Origin of the sequence: Arthrobacter sp. AG1021 (genome assembly GCF_003633665.1) — a bacterium.
GTDB classification, from domain to species: domain Bacteria; phylum Actinomycetota; class Actinomycetes; order Actinomycetales; family Micrococcaceae; genus Glutamicibacter; species Glutamicibacter soli.
In genome coordinates this window covers 486241-502552 of the sequence record NZ_RBLB01000007.1, presented here as the reverse complement: position 1 = coordinate 502552, position 16312 = coordinate 486241, and the positions used below count along the sequence as shown (strand labels likewise).

Here is a 16312-nt window from a genome sequence, read left to right as displayed (position 1 = left end):
CCACGGGTAAAATGGTTATATTCGTTCAATATCCACGGTTCTAGTGAGGTTGCGTGCCGCGTTTTACCCTTCGACAGCTTGAATGCCTCGCCGCAGTCGGCCATGGCGGATCCATCGCGGCGGCAGCCGAGCAATTGAACCTGTCCGCCTCTGCAATCACAGGCGCGCTCAATGAACTGGAACGCATACTGAATACGCAGCTGACCATTCGTCGAAAAGCGCACGGGGTGAGCCTTACTCCTTCCGGCAAGTACGTGCTTGAAGAGGCCCAGGGAATTCTGCAGGCCTCCAGCGACCTACAGGAGATGGCCAATGGCGCAGGCACGCTGCTTGCCGGTCGGGTGCGGGTGGGCTGCTACTCTTCCCTCGCTCCCACCGTGCTGCCAGAGCTGCTGGCTGAATACAGTTCCAGATTCAACCAGGTGGAAGTCGACTTTTTTGCCGGGACGCAGCAGGAAATATTTCACCGGCTCGCCAACGGCATGCTGGACTTGGCCTTTGTCTACGACTTCGGCTTGCCCGAGGGAATCGAACGAACGGTTCTGTATACAACCGAGCCGAACGTGCTGCTTCCCTCGGACCATGAGCTCGCTCGGGCCCCCAAGGTTTCGCTGGCGCAGTTGTCGAAGGAACCGATGATCCTGCTGGATGTCCCGCCCAGCCGGGAGCACACCGAGGCACTATTCGAAGCGGCCGGGGTCAGCCCGTGGATCCGCTACCGAACTGCGGATTTCGAGGTCACCCGATCGATGGTCGCGAGGGGACTGGGCTACGCGGTCCTGGTTCAGCGGCCTGCAGCAGATGTCTCATATGAGGGTTTGCCCCTCGCCGTGCGCTCGATCCATCCGGTGGCCAGGAAAGTACGCATCACCATGGTCCGCTCCCTTGCAGTGCAACCGTCCAAGGCTGCAACTGCCATGCACTCGCTGGCACTGGAACTGTATTCCACCAAACCTGCCCGTAGCTGCCTCTGAGCCGATACTGCTAGAGGGATAGCAGCGGTACGCCGGAAATCGGGCGTACACGGCAGGGTGCGGCGACATCGACCCGGCCCTGTACGAGGTTGCCAGCTGGATCTCCCCGAACCCGGGCGGCGTGCGCCCGATGACCTGCGCGTTGCTGCTGAACAACGTGCTGGAAGCCGCGGAGCGCAACGCCGCGAAGTAGAAGTCTCGGGGTGAAAGCCGGCGGACGCCCCCGAGCGGGACCGTCAGCCAGCATTCATCCACGATCTTGGCAGGGTCGAAAAAGTTCTCCCCGTTCAAGCCAATGAACTGTAAGAACTTGTAGCTCGGGATTGGACGAGGAGCGTCGAGGTCAGCCTCCCCTAAGGGCGATGCCGCGCATCCGCCTACTACGCATGGGCGACGCAGCTCAGACAATTCATAGGCCCTGAGTTGGGTCTTTGCTGTGGCTTGCCGGACTGGATTCGGGAGGGACGGCGATTTGAGAGCATGCATGCGCCGAAGCCGACTGGTGGATTCTTGTCGGCATAGTGATTATTGCGAACGTCGAGACGCTGGCCAGCCATCATGCCGCTGGTGCCTGTTGCTGGCAGGCGGGAGTCGAGGGTTAAACACTGAAGCATCCCACGAGGACTGCGGGATGCTTCAGTGCGAAAGGGCTTCTTTCAGTTATAAACAAGACCAGATTAACATCCAGCGGGGCAGCTCAGTTCATAGGGTCTGGATTATCCAGCGAACGTTCAGCATCCGGTTTGCCCAACGCGCCCGGACGGGTGTTGTACGAGGTCTCGTAGTCCCTGTCGCTGCGCACATAGCACGGAATTTCAAAGGTGATCGCGCTGTGCGCCCAGTACCTGACCCGGAAAGTCCTCGCGCCTTCAGGCGTGCCTTTGGCGATGAATTGGCTCATCACTTGGCCCTTGGCTTCTACCGGTACATTCTCCAGAGCCGGATTTGGCACCGAGACGAACCAGAAGCTCAAGTCGTCGGCCGTGATGTCATAGATTGCAATCAGTACGGATCGTCCATGGACTGAAACGAGGCCCATCACATCATCAACGAGTTCGTGCGGCTCCGCCAGCACGATGGGCATTCCTTCCCTTCAGCCGTAGGAGGCGAGATGTACGCGGGCTTGGCGGGATCCGAGGATGTGTTTGACGTGATCGGCTGTTTGGGTTCGCAGTTCGTGGGTTGACATGGCTAACCTCCGCTCTGTAGCTCTTCCGGTATCTCCGAGGAACCACACCGCAATGAGTCAAAGTGGTTGTCCTGATGGCAAAGCAGGCCACGGATATTATCGCGGAGTGTCTTTTGGACTGTACGCGTCTTTCACTTTATTAGATACCCTTTGGTCATGGCCTGCAATGAATACCCCGTGAACATAGCGTTGGTATCCAGAGGTTGCCCAGACTCGAAATGCGCCGAGACCTTGGTCCTGGTAGTGCGAAGGCACGGAACAATGGCGTCTGCGGCGCAGGCGGACTCGCAGTAGGTAGCCGGACCAATTTGACCACGGAACGCAGGAATCTTGCTGCCCGTGCTCTTCGCAGGCTATCCATCTTACGGGACGCCTCGTCAGAGGCTACTCCGTACGACGGCACTGTCCGGATTGACGGTGGCACGGCTGGATCCCAAACCATTTCGACTGGCAGCCGTGCTGGAGCCCCGCAGCCGACCCCAAGCTCACACATTGGATACCTGCCGCGCTGGACCAAGCAATGCGCTGGACTCTCGGTCCGGGTCAATCCAAACGAGCCCAACTGGATTCGGAACATTTCAATTAGGCAGACGGAATTGCACGATGTTCACGCCGAGGACTGGTACCCGCCGACTTGGATAGAGCCTATGGTGCTACACAAGAACTGGATGATTCCGACTGCGATCGAAGAGGGCGGGGCTTCGCCCGCAAGCCTTTAGGGAGAGAACTCCGGTCCGATCCCAGCCCGTGCCTAGCACCATGAACTGATCGATGGAGCAGAGCAAGAGCCGGAATCGAAGCTTGATTACCTCGAATTAGCAGAGTTGCCCGATGTTGGAGTCATTCAACGTGTCGGCAGTGAGTAGCGGGTAGACGGCGTACGCTGCGCTTGCATCTGCGGGCAGGACGGGATTAAGTGGGCCACCGCGGTGTGCTTCCAGAATTTCACGCGAAATTCCATCACGCGGGATGAGCCGAGTTCGTGGAAGAACTCCCCTGTGGTGCACTTGGAAGGTGACGGCTGCTTGACTTTCAGCGCTGGCTGCGGCGTCGTGACATAAAGCAGCTGCAGTTCCTCTGTCTCGGGGTTGATCATCGCTACTAGGACATCACGTCCGTGGATGGAAACCATGCCCATCGCGTCGGTGAGTGATTCGTTCGGCTGGGTCATCACGATGGGCATGCCCGGCTCCCATCCATAATTCGACAGATGAGCTTTGCCTTCGCGGGTGGCGAGAAAATCAGCGACTCGGACAGCTGTCTGGGTTCTAGCGATTCGACCTGGCATTTAAGATACTTCCCTTTCCTGCACTGCTCATTTGATAAGTGATGAGGAGGTGGAAACCTCCGTAAGCGGAACTCAAAAATAGCCCCAACTTTCGACGCTGCCGCATCGGCGGGGCAACGGATACTGCACTGATTAGGCGATGCTCAGGTCCGATGGTGTTCCACCACGCCCAAAATCGAGACCGCCTGTTGGGGTTAGCGAAGGGGCGATGAATGGCTGTTCCAGCCAATCTTGCTGCGAATGCAAAGCTTCGTCCAGAGGTTCCGAGGGAAGCGCTAGGTTTTCTTTGCCGGCGACCGCAAATTGAAGATTGCGGACTTCGAACTGGATGCCCAGCGAGTTCTCCATTTGTGGCAGCAGCGTGTCATTCACGTATTGCATCAGCTCAGAAACATGGTCTTCGCTTTTCGCGGTGCATGCCAGATTCAAGACCAATTGATCCGGGGTCCCGGTGATGGTGCATATAGCCGAATGAACCGTATCTTTGCTCCGGCACGCGTGTGATCCGAAAGCGGCAATCTGCTGCATCCGCTCCGCCCATGCATTGGCAGGATGCGTCGAGGGATCTACTGGAACTGCTAAGGATTCTTTCATTATTCACTCCGGTATTGATAGCTGTTTCGTAGTAGAATATCTGTAGACAGGCTAACTATTAGCTAGGTTACATTATAATTTTTTGATTAGGCAAGCTGACCGCAGGCGATGGCGAGGAGGGGGCATCGGAAGGCACGAGCTATGAGTGCGTATCCGGCGGAGGGAATTCTCATGAGCAGTTATGGAGCAAGTGGATACTGGTACGACACGGCTACTACGGTGCCAGGGGCCGTTGATTTGTTGAACCTGATGCGCAGGTATCGAGAGTCGGAACGCAAGATGCGGGCCAAAACGCGTGGGTCCATGGGAATGAACGAAACCGATATGTCCGCTTTGCGCTTCCTGCTCGGTGAGCATCGTAAGGGGGTGATTCCGCGTCAACGGGATTTTGCCGAAGAGCTGGGCATCTCTAACGCATCCGTGTCGGTGTTGATAGACCGGTTGTGCCGCGACGGGTATGCCGAGCGCATTGTCCACCCTGCCGATCGCCGCTCGGTGGGGATTGTGCCCACCGAATACAGTGATTCCGAAGTTCGCGAAACCCTGCACAAGATGCATGAGCGCATGATGGATGCAGTGAACACCCTGACCGCTGACGAGCGGATTGGGGCGGCCAAGTTCTTGGCAGCCATGATCCGAAGTGTCGAAGCCGACGAAGCGGAAGAAATGCAGTCCCGCAAATCCGCGGTTGGTTTCTCCTCGTTGCCAGATCGGAAATCTGATAGGAATTCAGCTTCCTCGGCTTCGGATCATCTGCGGTAGTCCGAGGGTTGCATGGAGATTGGGAATCGACCGGACTCCCGCCGCCGCAGACCGGCGTGGAAGCCACCACATCCACCTGGGGTGCGACGTCGATTTCAGCTTCTACCGTATCGTACCTGATGAAAATCTGACGGTCGCCCTTCGTCTTAGGTTCAGGAACGTAGATTAGGAAAATAGTAAATTCAACTCGTTCTGGAAGAATGGAGTGATAGCTAATGCCACGTAAGCGTCTTGATGTTTCTCTCAGTCATGATGAGTTCGAAGATCTTAACAACGCTTTGGAAGACCATCGGGATGGGTTCAAGAGGATGGCGCAGGAGGCAATCAACGGTTTCGGCCTCGAGCCCGCCTACTGGACCGGTCGAGCCGAAGAAGTGGAAGGTCTTCGTGAGTCGGTGCACGAGCATAGTGCTGACGAACATGACGTTCCACCTGCGGATTCGGATCTTCCACGGGAGGCAGAATCGGCTCTGGATCTGGATCCCGAATCCGAGCCACGCAATTAATTGGTTCGGAATGCCTAATCATCCCATCCGTCCGACGCGGGTATTGTCTCAAGAATCCAACCGAAAGAGCGGTCCACCACATTGTGTGGTGGACCGCTCTACGATAGGACTAATTAGGCGCGCTTGCGGGTAAGCAGCCCCCAGATCACCAGAACAATCAGTGAACCACCGATAGCGAGCAGCCACGTAGAAAGGGACCAGAAGCGGTCGATTTCGACATCGAACAGCGCTGAACCGATCCAGCCGCCCACGACCGCGCCGACCACGCCGAGCAGCAAGGTCGCGAGCCATCCGCCACCTTGTTCTCCTGGCTTAATGGCCTTGGCAATCGCGCCGGCAATCAATCCTAAAATTATCCAGCCTAAGATACCCAACGAACACTCCTTCGATTAGCTTGCGGCTTGACTAGAACGAAAATGTCATAGCCTACTGGTTTTATAAGCTACTGCTTCGGCAAGCACGTGGCTCTAAACTGGATGATTCCTTATAAGGGCGCAGGTCAAGAGGAGCTTGAAACAATCCTCACAAGTACCGCATGCGGCGCTATGCGTCAATCTGTCTCGGCAGCTTGGGCCGACGGTGCCGTTAGCGAAGATCGCCCTAACTAAGCATGCAAATGAACGGTGTTTACGGACGATGGGTGGATCCGCGAACCCATGCCTTGAGATTTAGCGGAGGCCATCGTCGAACTATCGCCGGTTCCCGAGCTCATTTCCGGCAAAGCCGGGCAAAGAAAACCCCGCCCTAGCGAAACAAATTCGCTGGAACGGGGTTTTCGCCTAACAGGGGGTCAACGCTACTTGGAAACCTCTTGCGTCTGGGCTTCGACGGCGCGCTTGTCGAATACCAGGGCGCCGACTTCCTGCTCAGCCTGGTTGTGGAAGGACAGGTCGATGCCGCTGCGGTCGCGGATCAGGGAGACCGCGATGAAGGCGAGCACCACAACCACCAGCAGGTATACGGCCACGGCGGTGGTGCCACCGGTTGCCTGGACCAGCGCCTGGGCGATGGTCGGGGCGAAGGCACCGCCGAGGATCGCTCCGATGGCGTAGGAGATCGAGACGCCGGAGAAGCGCACAGAAGCCGGGAACAGTTCGGAGTACAGTGCCGCCTGCGGCCCGTAGGTCAGGCCCAAGCCGATGGAGAACAGGCCGAAGGCCAGATAGAGCGTGCCCAGCGAGCCGGAGTTGACCAGTGCAAAGACCGGGAACAGCGATGTGGCCAGAACCACGAAGCCGATCTGGTAGGTGCGCACGCGGCCGATCTTATCCGCCATGACGCCGGCGATCAGGGTCACGACCAGCCACACGGCGGCGCCGAAGGCCACGGCGATGAGCACGTCGGTGCGCTCCAGGCCGATCGGCCCCTCGGGATCGGTGGTGTAGGCCTGGAAGAACCCGCCGGTGGTCATGTAGCCTGCGGCGTTGTTGCCGGCGAAGACCAGCGCGGCGATGAGCACCAGCGGCCAGTGCTTCTTGAACAGGACGAGGATCGGGACCTTGGTCTGCGCCTTGTGTTCGGCGATCTCCTCGAAGACAGGGGACTCGTCCACGGAACGACGGACGAAGAAGCCAATGGCGATCAGGATGATCGAGACCAGGAACGGCACGCGCCAGCCCCACTCGAGGAATGCATCACCGGGGGAGATGACGCCGGTCATCAGCGCCATCATGCCGCTGGCCAGCAGCATGCCCAGGGGAACGCCAACCTGCGGGTAGGAGCCCGAACGGCCGCGCTTGCCTTCCTCGGCATGCTCGACGGCCATCAACACGGCGCCGCCCCATTCGCCGCCGGCGGAGATGCCCTGGATGATGCGCAGCAGCAGCAACAGGATCGGAGCCCACAGCCCGGCGGTCTCGTAGGTCGGCAGTACGCCGATCAGCGTGGTGGCAGCCCCCATGAGCGACAGGGTCAGCACCAGCATGGCGCGGCGGCCGATCTTGTCGCCGTAGTGTCCGGCCAGGAAGGCGCCGAGCGGACGGAAGAGGAAGGACAAGCCGACCGAGGCGAAGGAGATCAGCAGCGCGATGTCCTTGCCGGCGGGCTCGAAGAACAGGTGACTGAAGACCAGGCCTGCCGCGGTGGCGTAGATGAAGAAGTCGTACCATTCGACGGTGGTACCGATGACTGTGGCGAACGCGACGCGCCGTTGGTTTGCGTTCATGAAGTGGGCAGCTCCTTGGAGAGGTGAATCACTTCAGTGTGACACCACACATAGGTAAGGTAAACTTCAAATATCTGTAGAACTTCTGAAGGTTGGCTTATGTATTCGATGAGGCATCTTGAAATCATGGCCGAGCTTCCGGACCACCGGACCCTCGGTTCCGCCGCGGACGAATTGCGTATTTCCGAGTCAGCACTGTCCCAAGCGATTACCGCCATCGAGAAACTGGCCGGCGAAACGCTGTGCCTGCGGCGCAAGGCGCACGGCTTCACCCTGACAGCCTCCGGAGTGCATTTTTCGGCGATGGCCCGCAAAATCATCTCCGATGTTACGGAACTGGCGGCCACCTTCCCGCAGCAGGAAGGCGTGCTGCGCGGACCCGTGCGCTTCGGCTGCTTCGCCTCGCTCTCCCCGCACCTGATCCCCTCGACCATGCAGGGATTCGACCACCCGCAGGTGGAACTTTCGGTGCAGGTTGGCACCCATGAGTCGCTGCTTCCGGCGCTGCGCAATGCGGACCTGGATGTCGCCTTCGTCTACGATCTGGGCCTGCCTCCAGACATGGAAAAACAGGAGATCTACGAAACGCATATGCAGGTGGTGCTGCATCCGGAGCACCCGCTGGCGCGCCTGGAACGACCGCTGGAACTTGCCGACCTGGTGGACGAGCCGCTGGTGATGTACGAATCCGATCCGTCCACCGAATACGTGCTCCAGCTGTTCGCCGCGCAGGGCCTGAACCCCAAAGTCATCGCCGAGGTGCCGCAGATGATCCTGGTCTCCGCGATGGTCGGGCGAGGCTTGGGCTACGGCCTGCTGATGCGCCGCCCGAACAACGCCGAGATGTCCTTGGAGGGCAAGCCGCTGGCCTTCCGCGACCTGCATACCCCGGTGTCGCCGACCGCTCCCAGCTCCCTGAGCTCGGTCGTGGCGATCACCCCGCTCGGGGTCAAGGTGCCGGCCCGGGTGCAGGCGCTGATCGAGCACTGCCGCGAAGCCATGGCGGATTCCTGGTAGCCCTACCCAAGCGCCGGCGGCTCCCGCATAATGGGGCGCAGGAGGCATCATGATTGGCACATGGCAGGCATTGGTGATCGACTGCGAAGACCCGGACTCGCTGGCGGCGTTCTACGAGCAGCTGCTGGGCATGGTCCGCATCGACAACGACCCTGACTGGGTGAGCATCGGCGACGCGCCCGACCGGCCGGCCGTCGCGTTCCAAGCCGTCAGCCCCTATGTCGCGCCCGAATGGCCGGGGCATGTGCACCCGCAGCAGATGCATCTCGACGTCAGGGTCAAGGATCTCGATCTGGCCGAGGAGCTGGTGCTGAACCTCGGCGCCCGGAGCACCGGGCAGGGGACCAAGACCTTCCGTGTCTACCTCGACCCGCAGGACCACCCTTTCTGCCTGGTGAGCTGGTAGCCGCAGTATCGCAGCAGCGCCCATCCGCCGCTAGCTAGCCGCCGGCTCCGTAGGCGATCTTCGCCGCCTGCAGCCTGGTGCTCACCCCGAGCTTGGCAAGCACCGCCGACACGTGCGTTTTCACCGTGCTTTCCCCAATGCCCAGGCGCTGCGCCAGCTGCGGATTGCTCAGTCCCTCGCCGATTCCCTGGAGCACCTCACGCTCCCTGGCAGTGAGCCCCTCGGGCAGCACCGCGGGCGGCGCCGCGGCCAGCGCCCGTTCCATGACCCGGGCGGTGACCTGCGGATCCAGGACGGATTGGCCGCGGCCCGCCGCACGCACCGCGTCGATGATCGCCTGCGGCTCGGCGGTCTTCAGCAAGAAGCCGTGGGCGCCGGCCTGCAAGGCGCCAAAGAGGTAGTCGTCATCGTCGAAGGTGGTCAACACGATCACCCTTGTCTGCCCGGAAATCTGCGCGGTCGCCGCGATGCCGTCCATCACCGGCATACGAAGGTCCATGAGCACCACGTCTGGGCTGAGCGCCAGGACCATGGACACCGCCGCGGCCCCGTCCGCAGCCTCCCCGACAACTTCCAGGTCCTCTGCCGCCTGCAGCACCAGGCGGATGCCCAGGCGCACGGTCGAATGGTCGTCAACAAGCAGGATCTTCATGGATTCCATCCTGTAGCTGGGCGGCGGTGGGCAGGGTGACCTGAACCTGGAACTGGGGGACGGTGCGAATGTCGCAGCTGCCGCCTACGGCCTGGGCTCGGGTGCGGATGCTCTGCAGCCCGATGCCGCTGCCGAAGCCGTGTCCGGCATGCTCCGGGACCGGGTTGCTGGCATGGATCCAAACGCGGTCCGGCAGCTGCTCCAGACGCAAGCTCAGAGTGCTGCCCGGGGCGTGCTTGGCGTGGTTGACCAGCAGCTCGCGCACCGTGCGGTGCGCGGCGGTGTGCACGGCGGCGGGGATAGACTCGGGGTGCGGCACCGAGTACTCCAGCTCGATGTCTTCGGAAGCCTCGGCGACCAGCTGCGGCACGTCGGTCAGCCGCGCCGCCAGCGCCGGGGTCCCCGCATGCAGCATGCGCACCATCTCGCTCATTTCCTCCAGCCCGGTCACGCTTTCGCGGCGGATGGCCGCCAGCGGTTCGTTGCCCGGCGCGGCCGCCAGCGCCGCTCCGGAGAGCAGGGCGATGGAGGAGAGCCGGGCGGAGAGCACGTCGTGCATTTCGCGGGCCAGCGCGGTGCGCTCGGAAATCCGGGCCGCGTGGTGCTCGGCGCTCAGCCGCTCCGCCCGCGCCTCGGCGGCGGCGGCCAGCGCCGCGGAACGCTCGGCCTGCGAGGCGGAAAGGTCCTGGGCGGTGCGCACGTTCTGCGCCCACAGCATCGGGGTGAACAGGATGAAGCCGGTGAGGAACAGGCTCAGCACCACCTGCTGCGCTCGCTGTGTGGCATCCCAGGCAAGCACCGCCATCACCAGCGACACCAGGCACATGAGGGTGAACGAGATCCGGCGCAACGTCAATCCGCCGAGCAGGAAGACGCTGAAGACCGCCTCGAAGGCCATGAAGTATCCGGCAATGCTGCCCAACGCCAGCAATCCCAGCCCGGAGCCCGTCATCACCAGCACGGCGGGCAGCAGCCAGCGCCTTCGCAGCAGGACGGCCCCCAGGCCCAGCAGCAGCACCGGGAACCAGAGCCAGCCAGGCAGCCCGGAAAGCGGCGGGTTCACCACGCCGAAGGCGTGCAGCACCGCGGCAAGCAGCAGATACATCCCGGCCGTCTCCGGCTCGTCCTGGCCGCTGCCGATACGCCGGATCAACGTCGTCATGATTCCAGCATGCCCCATCCGCAGGGCCGCGCGGCATCCGCCTTAAGGGGGAGATCGAGCCGTCCTGCTGCCCGATACCCCTGCGCCGCGACCCGGGACAGGCTGGAAGCATGGACATCTTCACGAATGCCGCACCCGCCTCACTGGTGGTGCTCGCGCTGATCGACGCCACCAGCATCGGCACCCTAATCATCCCCATTTGGCTGCTGCTGCGCCGCGACTACCGCCGGGCGATTCCCCGGGTGCTGCTCTATCTCGGACTGCTGGCCGGCTTCTACTGGGCGATCGGTCTGCTGCTGCGCTCCGGCTTTCAGCTGGCGTATTCCCGGATGTCCTTGGACACCCCGGTGATGCGGCTGCTGGGGCTGGCCCTGGGGGCGGGGATGATCATCTGGGCCTTGACCTACCGCACCGACGAGCAGAAGCTCGCCGCGGCGCGCAAGGCCGGGACCGCAAGCGGCGAGACCGTCAACGCCGGCGGGCTGCAGGAAACCGCAACCGGCCAGCCGCAGGTTTCCGGGGCGCTGCGCCGGAGGCTGGGCACCGCACTGGATACCCGCACCGGGGTCGTGGCGCTGGCCTTGCTGGCGGGGCTGCTGGAGCTGCCCACCATGCTTCCCTACCTCGGCGCCATGGGCGTGTTGCAAGGCGCCGGATGGAGCTCCGGGGTGCAGGTGCTGGTGCTGGCCGGGTACTGCCTGGTGATGATCGCTCCGGCGCTGGTGCTGGTGGGTGTGCGCAGGGCGGCCGGGGACCGGATCGAGCATTGGCTGCAGGCTGCGGGAAGGAAACTAGGTCGCTACGCGCAGGAGACGCTGGGCTGGGTGGTGGGCATCGCCGGGTACTTCCTGATCAGGTTCAGTCTGGACGGGGTGCAGCTGCGCGAGCTGGTCGGCAGCGTGCTGGGATAGCCACGCTGTGGGCGAAAGGACAGCCGTGCGATTGGCCTGCATCCGGGGATGATGCGAGAATTGAAGGCATGGAACCTCTAGGCAGCAGCGCGAAGCAGGGTCGGAAAATCACCCTCAACGCATCGACCCTGGCAATGTCGGTCATGGTCATCGTCCTTCTGGTGGCGGTCATCTTCGCCGCCAATTCAAATGAGATCGTCGGCTGGTTCGTCGTCGTCATCTCCGCCGGTTGGCTGCTGCTCGCCGGGTTCATGATGTTCGGCCTCAAGCGCGGAGCGCAGAAGATCAACAACTCGCTGCGCGAAGCCACCGCCGCGGCCACCCCGCGTGCCCAGGCCGGCACCGTCGTGGTCGACGAAGCCACCAGCCAGCGCGACATGAAGCTGGACCACTCCTTCAAGATCGTCCAGGTCCAGGCCCGCGTCATCGCCGAGCAGCGCGAGCTGAAGAACTTCGAGTCGGAAGAAATGATCGACCGGGCCCTGGACACCATCCAGATGACCGCGAGCAACGCCCGGGATATGATCAAGCCGGCCAAGCCGCTTGACGGCGAAATCATCGGTTAACTTCAAACTTTTCGAGACGGCTCCGGCCGTCTCGATGTCTTTAAGGACCGCATGCATCTGATTCCCGTGGTCTATGTTGTGTTCCGGCGCGAGGACCGGATCCTGTTGCAGCAGCGCCGCGGAACCGGTTTCATGGACGGGCATTGGGCGTCCGGTGCCGCCGGGCATGTCGAGGCCGGGGAAACCGTGCAGCAGGCCGCCTGCCGCGAGGCATTCGAGGAACTGGGGTTGAGCATCGAGCCGGGTGGCCTGGAGCCGCTGGCCGTGCTGCACCGAGCCCCGAACCGCGTCGACTTCTTTTTCCAGTGCACCAGCTGGTCCGGCCAGCCCAAGCTGATGGAGCCGGACAAGGCCGCCGAGCTGCAATGGTTCGACCTGAAGGCGCTGCCTAGTCCCGTGGTCCCGCATGAATTGCATGTCCTGGGCCAGTTGTGCTCCGGCGTTCCGGGGATCGGATCGTTCGGCGATTTCACGCCGCCTGCCGGGCTGGACTAACCAGTACTCCAGACGATTCGCGCAGGCTGATGGGAGCTGCCCGCGCGGAGGGAGGCTACGTTCTCCGCACTCGGCGTTTCCCGGAGGGGCGCGAGTCGATCAGCGGGTAATCAGCACGCGAATTTTGTAAGCTGGAAGGGTGATACCAACCAGCGTGGAAATTCTGAGCAAGAACGCCGGCGCCCTGCGCGTGGCTTCGGTCAACGTCAACGGCATTCGCGCCGCCTACCGCAAGAACATGGCAGATTGGGTCGCCGCCCGCGACGTCGACATCCTGTGCCTGCAGGAAGTGCGCGCACCGGACAAGGTGCTGCGCGAACTGATCGGCGAGGGTTGGCACATCTTGCATGCCGAAGCCAAGGACAAAGGCCGTGCAGGCGTGGCAGTGCTCTCCCGCGTTGAGCCGGTGGCCGTGCGCGAGAACATCGGCGACGAGTACTTCGCCGACTCCGGACGCTGGGTGGAAGCGGACTTCGAGGTCAACGGGGAAACCTTCACCGTGGTCTCCTGCTACGTGCACTCGGGCGAACTGGGCACCCAGAAGCAGGAGGACAAGTACCGTTTCCTGCAGCGCATGACCGACTACCTGCCGGCCCTGGCGGCGGAAAAGGACCATGTGCTGGTGGTGGGCGACCTGAACGTCGTGCACACCGAGAAGGACATCAAGAACTGGAAGCCGAACCACAACAAGCGCGCCGGCGTGATGGATGAGGAGATCGCCTACTTCGACGGCTTCTTCTCCTCGGTCGGCTACAAGGACGTGGCCCGCGAACTGGCCGGAGACGTCCAGGGCCCCTACACCTGGTGGTCCTACCGCGGACAGGCCTTCGACAACGACGCCGGTTGGCGCATCGATTACCACATGGCCACCCCGTCGCTGGCCAGCAAGGCCATCAAGTCCCATGTTGACCGCGCCTCAGGCTACGACCTGCGCTTCTCCGACCACGCACCGCTGGTCGTCGACTACCAGTTTTAAGGAATTTTCATGACTAAGCCCCGCGTTCTTTCGGGCATGCAGCCTTCGGGCGACTCCCTGCACCTGGGCAACTACCTCGGCGCACTGGTCAACTGGGTCAAGACCCAGGACGAGTTCGACGCCTTCTTCTTCATCCCCGACATGCACGCCATCACCGTGCCCCAGGACCCGGCCGAGCTGCGCGCCCGCACGCGCAAGACCGCCGCCCAGTTCATCGCCGGCGGCATCGACCTGGAGAAGTCCACGCTGTTCGTGCAGTCCCAGGTGCCCGAGCACGCCCAGCTGGCCTGGGTGCTGAACTGCATCACCGGCTTCGGCGAAGCCAGCCGCATGACCCAGTTCAAGGACAAGTCGGCCAAGGGCGGCGCGGACGCGGCCAGCGTCGGCCTGTTCACCTACCCGGTGCTGATGGCTGCCGACATCCTGCTCTACCAGCCGCAGGGCGTTCCGGTGGGCGACGACCAGCGCCAGCACGTGGAGCTTGCCCGCGATCTGGCCAAGCGCTTCAACCACCGCTTCGGGCAGACCTTCACCGTGCCGGAGGCCTTCATCCCGAAGGAGGGCGCGCGCATCTACGACCTGCAGAACCCGACCTCCAAGATGTCCAAGTCCGCCGAGTCCCCGGCGGGCCTGATCAACGTGCTCGACGAGCCGAAGCTGATTGCCAAGCGCATCAAGTCCGCGGTCACCGACGCGGACACCGTGATCGCCTACGACAAGGCCGAGAAGCCGGGCGTCTCCAACCTGCTGGACATCCTGGCCGCCGTGACCGACCGCCACGTGCCGGACCTGGTCGCTGAATTCGAGGGCAAGATGTACGGGCACCTGAAGGTGGCAGTGGCCGACGCCGTGGTGGATCGCCTGGCTCCGATCCGCGCCCGCACCCTGGAGCTGCTGGACGATCCGGCGGAACTGGACCGCCTGCTGCTGGCCGGCGCCGAGAAGGCCCGCCAGGTTGCTTCCAAGACCGTGGCAGATGTCTACCAGAAGGTCGGCTTCCTGCCGCCGCTGGGTGTCTGACATGGATAACCTTGAACCCCGGTTCACGCTGGGCGTGGTGATCCCGGTGCCGCAGCCGCAGCGGGAGACCCTGCGCGCCTGGCGCCGGGAGTTCGGGGGAGCGGACACCGAGGTGATCGCTCCGCATATCACGCTGGTGTCCGGGTCCTACCTGAACACCTGGGAGAAGGCCGCCGCGCAGGTGCGCCAGGTGGCGGGCCAAACCGCGAGCTTCACAGTGCAGCTGGGCGCCGCGCGGACCTTCCGTCCAGCCAGCGAAGTGGTCTACCTGCCGCTGCTGGACGGGGCGGAGGAATGCTGGGCGCTGCACCGCGGGCTGCTCTCCGACGCGCTGCGCCACGAGTCGAATTTCGCCTACCATCCGCACCTGACCATTGCGCAGAATGTGGCTCCGGACCAGCTGGATGCCGCGCAAGCGGCGCTGCGCGGGATCGACCTTTCCTTCGCCGTGGAATCGATCCAGCTCTTCGACACGCGCGGTGGACAGTGGAGCCTGAGCGAGGAAATCAAGTTGGGCTGATAACCCAGCCATTATAGGAAAACGCCAACCCTTCGAGCTGGCGTTTTCCTATGCGCGCCGGCTGCGCGGCGGCGTCTGCGGTCAGGCCGTCTGAGCTGCCTTGCCGGCTTGGCCCAAGGCTTGAGCCCGCAGGATCTCGAACTCGTCGGCATTGATGGTACCGGCATCGAACAAGGCCTTGGCTTTGGCGATCTCGTCGCTGGGGCTGACCTGTGCAACGGTGCGGATGTAGTCCTCAACGGCGTTGGCATTGCCCACGGCAGCCTTGTGGGTTCGCTCAGCCATGCCCTGGCCGCGGGCGATGAGGTAGACCAGTGAAGTGATGAACGGGACGAAGATCAATAGCACGAGCCACAACGCCTTCCACCACCCGTTCAACTCGCGGTCGCGGAAGAGATCGGTAATGATCGAGAACAGGGCGATCAGATACGCGACGAAAACAAAGGCTGAAACAATTACCCAGATGATGTTCCAGAGTGAATTCCAGAAATCCATGACTTAGTCCTTAGAAGGTAGATACCCGATTGGCCTGAAAATTCGATGATTGAAGTTTCAGCAATAAATTTTCCCTTTTCCAGAATGACTCTTTTTTCAAGGGAAGGCAATCAATTCTGGAACCGTCGCCGAAAATTCACTAATTGTTGGTGAGTGGCCTGCGACGGGCCTTGGAGTTATTTTTGTCCGCTTGCTGCGTTGCGCTGGGCAATTCGTTTTTTCAAGAAAATGAGCGGCAGTAGCCAGCTGCCCAGTGTTGTGGTCGCCCAGACAATCAACGCCGCAAGAATCCAGGTGGTGAATCCATTGATGGTCAATCCATCGGGGAACAAGCTCGCGACAAAGAGCGCAGCCAAGGTGGAAATCAGGCCGAAACCGCCGATGGCCGCGGGAATATAGCGATTGGTCATGCGGAAGATGAATGGGCCGAGCAATGATTGGGCGAATGCGAAAACAAGCACCGCCACCAGGAATCCTTGCGATTCCAGATGGAAATCATCGAGCAGCCACATGCCTACCAGCAGTCCCAGTGCCGCCGTGGCCACATAGATTGCCGCGCGAATCAGAAAAATAACCATTAGAACTACTCCTTGGTGGGTACAGTAATTATCGAGG

Annotated in this window: 20 protein-coding genes and 1 pseudogene; 12 read left to right on the top strand and 9 right to left on the bottom strand. The window is 61.8% G+C overall.

What is annotated here, in order from left to right; all coding sequences use genetic code 11:
- Positions 1 to 53 precede the first annotated feature (53 nt).
- Both DFO58_RS07805 and DFO58_RS07800 read left to right on the top strand, forming a co-directional pair.
- Positions 54 to 974: a LysR substrate-binding domain-containing protein gene (locus DFO58_RS07805; RefSeq protein WP_047118394.1), complete on the top strand. Its 921-nt coding sequence runs from the start codon at positions 54 to 56 to the stop codon at positions 972 to 974.
- Between the two features lie 61 nt (positions 975 to 1035).
- Positions 1036 to 1167, top strand: a pseudogene (locus tag DFO58_RS07800) (bifunctional methylenetetrahydrofolate dehydrogenase/methenyltetrahydrofolate cyclohydrolase); the annotation flags it as partial.
- Between the two features lie 504 nt (positions 1168 to 1671).
- On the opposite strand, the gene DFO58_RS07795 reads toward DFO58_RS07800, so the two are convergent.
- The 3 genes from DFO58_RS07795 to DFO58_RS07785 form a co-directional block, all read right to left on the bottom strand.
- On the bottom strand, positions 1672 to 2058 hold the full coding sequence (locus tag DFO58_RS07795; protein ID WP_120990042.1) for a hypothetical protein: 387 nt from the start codon (positions 2056 to 2058) through the stop codon (positions 1672 to 1674).
- A gap of 949 nt (positions 2059 to 3007) precedes the next feature.
- Entirely contained in the window at positions 3008 to 3346 is a 339-nt protein-coding gene (locus DFO58_RS07790; RefSeq protein ID WP_047118396.1) for a hypothetical protein, read from the bottom strand.
- Between the two features lie 237 nt (positions 3347 to 3583).
- Complete coding sequence (locus DFO58_RS07785) at positions 3584 to 4045, bottom strand: hypothetical protein (protein ID WP_147407224.1); 462 nt, start codon at positions 4043 to 4045, stop codon at positions 3584 to 3586.
- A gap of 171 nt (positions 4046 to 4216) precedes the next feature.
- Here DFO58_RS07785 and DFO58_RS07780 point away from each other — a divergent pair, with 171 nt between their 5' ends.
- A complete protein-coding gene (locus DFO58_RS07780; RefSeq protein WP_120990211.1) occupies positions 4217 to 4807 on the top strand; it encodes a MarR family transcriptional regulator in 591 nt (196 codons plus the stop codon).
- A gap of 215 nt (positions 4808 to 5022) precedes the next feature.
- Positions 5023 to 5313, top strand: a complete 291-nt coding sequence (locus DFO58_RS18190; protein ID WP_147407223.1) for a hypothetical protein — start codon at positions 5023 to 5025, stop codon at positions 5311 to 5313.
- Between the two features lie 113 nt (positions 5314 to 5426).
- Here DFO58_RS18190 and DFO58_RS07770 read toward each other — a convergent pair whose 3' ends face one another.
- Together DFO58_RS07770 and DFO58_RS07765 are read right to left on the bottom strand one after the other, a co-directional pair.
- Entirely contained in the window at positions 5427 to 5687 is a 261-nt protein-coding gene (locus tag DFO58_RS07770; RefSeq protein WP_053797467.1) for a GlsB/YeaQ/YmgE family stress response membrane protein, read from the bottom strand.
- Positions 5688 to 6109: 422 nt separating this feature from the next.
- Positions 6110 to 7477 carry an MFS transporter gene (locus DFO58_RS07765; RefSeq protein WP_120990036.1) on the bottom strand — a complete coding sequence of 456 codons (1368 nt, stop codon included), beginning with the start codon at positions 7475 to 7477 and terminating at the stop codon, positions 6110 to 6112.
- Positions 7478 to 7585: 108 nt separating this feature from the next.
- Here DFO58_RS07765 and DFO58_RS07760 point away from each other — a divergent pair, with 108 nt between their 5' ends.
- Both DFO58_RS07760 and DFO58_RS07755 read left to right on the top strand, forming a co-directional pair.
- Positions 7586 to 8494, top strand: coding sequence for a LysR family transcriptional regulator (locus tag DFO58_RS07760; protein ID WP_286163517.1), 909 nt, complete (start codon positions 7586 to 7588; stop codon positions 8492 to 8494).
- 49 nt (positions 8495 to 8543) lie between these two features.
- Complete coding sequence (locus DFO58_RS07755) at positions 8544 to 8900, top strand: VOC family protein (protein WP_053797469.1); 357 nt, start codon at positions 8544 to 8546, stop codon at positions 8898 to 8900.
- A 34-nt stretch (positions 8901 to 8934) separates the two neighbouring features.
- Here the strand turns inward: DFO58_RS07755 and DFO58_RS07750 are convergent, their stop codons facing one another.
- Complete coding sequence (locus DFO58_RS07750) at positions 8935 to 9552, bottom strand: response regulator transcription factor (RefSeq protein ID WP_120990033.1); 618 nt, start codon at positions 9550 to 9552, stop codon at positions 8935 to 8937.
- On the bottom strand, positions 9533 to 10714 hold the full coding sequence (locus DFO58_RS07745) for a histidine kinase (RefSeq protein ID WP_183043132.1): 1182 nt from the start codon (positions 10712 to 10714) through the stop codon (positions 9533 to 9535). The genes DFO58_RS07750 and DFO58_RS07745 overlap by 20 nt, the downstream gene beginning before the upstream one ends.
- 110 nt (positions 10715 to 10824) lie before the next feature.
- Here DFO58_RS07745 and DFO58_RS07740 point away from each other — a divergent pair, with 110 nt between their 5' ends.
- From DFO58_RS07740 to DFO58_RS07715, 6 genes are all read left to right on the top strand, one after another.
- Positions 10825 to 11625, top strand: a complete 801-nt coding sequence (locus DFO58_RS07740) for a GAP family protein (RefSeq protein ID WP_120990029.1) — start codon at positions 10825 to 10827, stop codon at positions 11623 to 11625.
- A gap of 68 nt (positions 11626 to 11693) precedes the next feature.
- A complete protein-coding gene (locus DFO58_RS07735) occupies positions 11694 to 12191 on the top strand; it encodes a hypothetical protein (protein WP_120990027.1) in 498 nt (165 codons plus the stop codon).
- A 51-nt stretch (positions 12192 to 12242) separates the two neighbouring features.
- A complete protein-coding gene (locus DFO58_RS07730; RefSeq protein WP_120990025.1) occupies positions 12243 to 12686 on the top strand; it encodes an NUDIX domain-containing protein in 444 nt (147 codons plus the stop codon).
- A gap of 163 nt (positions 12687 to 12849) precedes the next feature.
- Complete coding sequence (locus DFO58_RS07725) at positions 12850 to 13662, top strand: exodeoxyribonuclease III (RefSeq protein WP_047118612.1); 813 nt, start codon at positions 12850 to 12852, stop codon at positions 13660 to 13662.
- A gap of 9 nt (positions 13663 to 13671) precedes the next feature.
- Complete coding sequence (gene trpS, locus DFO58_RS07720) at positions 13672 to 14682, top strand: tryptophan--tRNA ligase (RefSeq protein WP_120990024.1); 1011 nt, start codon at positions 13672 to 13674, stop codon at positions 14680 to 14682.
- Between the two features lies 1 nt (position 14683).
- Complete coding sequence (locus tag DFO58_RS07715) at positions 14684 to 15202, top strand: 2'-5' RNA ligase family protein (RefSeq protein ID WP_053797475.1); 519 nt, start codon at positions 14684 to 14686, stop codon at positions 15200 to 15202.
- Between the two features lie 81 nt (positions 15203 to 15283).
- Here the strand turns inward: DFO58_RS07715 and DFO58_RS07710 are convergent, their stop codons facing one another.
- On the bottom strand, positions 15284 to 15697 hold the full coding sequence (locus DFO58_RS07710; RefSeq protein WP_053797476.1) for an SHOCT domain-containing protein: 414 nt from the start codon (positions 15695 to 15697) through the stop codon (positions 15284 to 15286).
- Between the two features lie 176 nt (positions 15698 to 15873).
- Positions 15874 to 16275: a phage holin family protein gene (locus tag DFO58_RS07705; protein ID WP_120990022.1), complete on the bottom strand. Its 402-nt coding sequence runs from the start codon at positions 16273 to 16275 to the stop codon at positions 15874 to 15876.
- Positions 16276 to 16312: the final 37 nt, after the last annotated feature.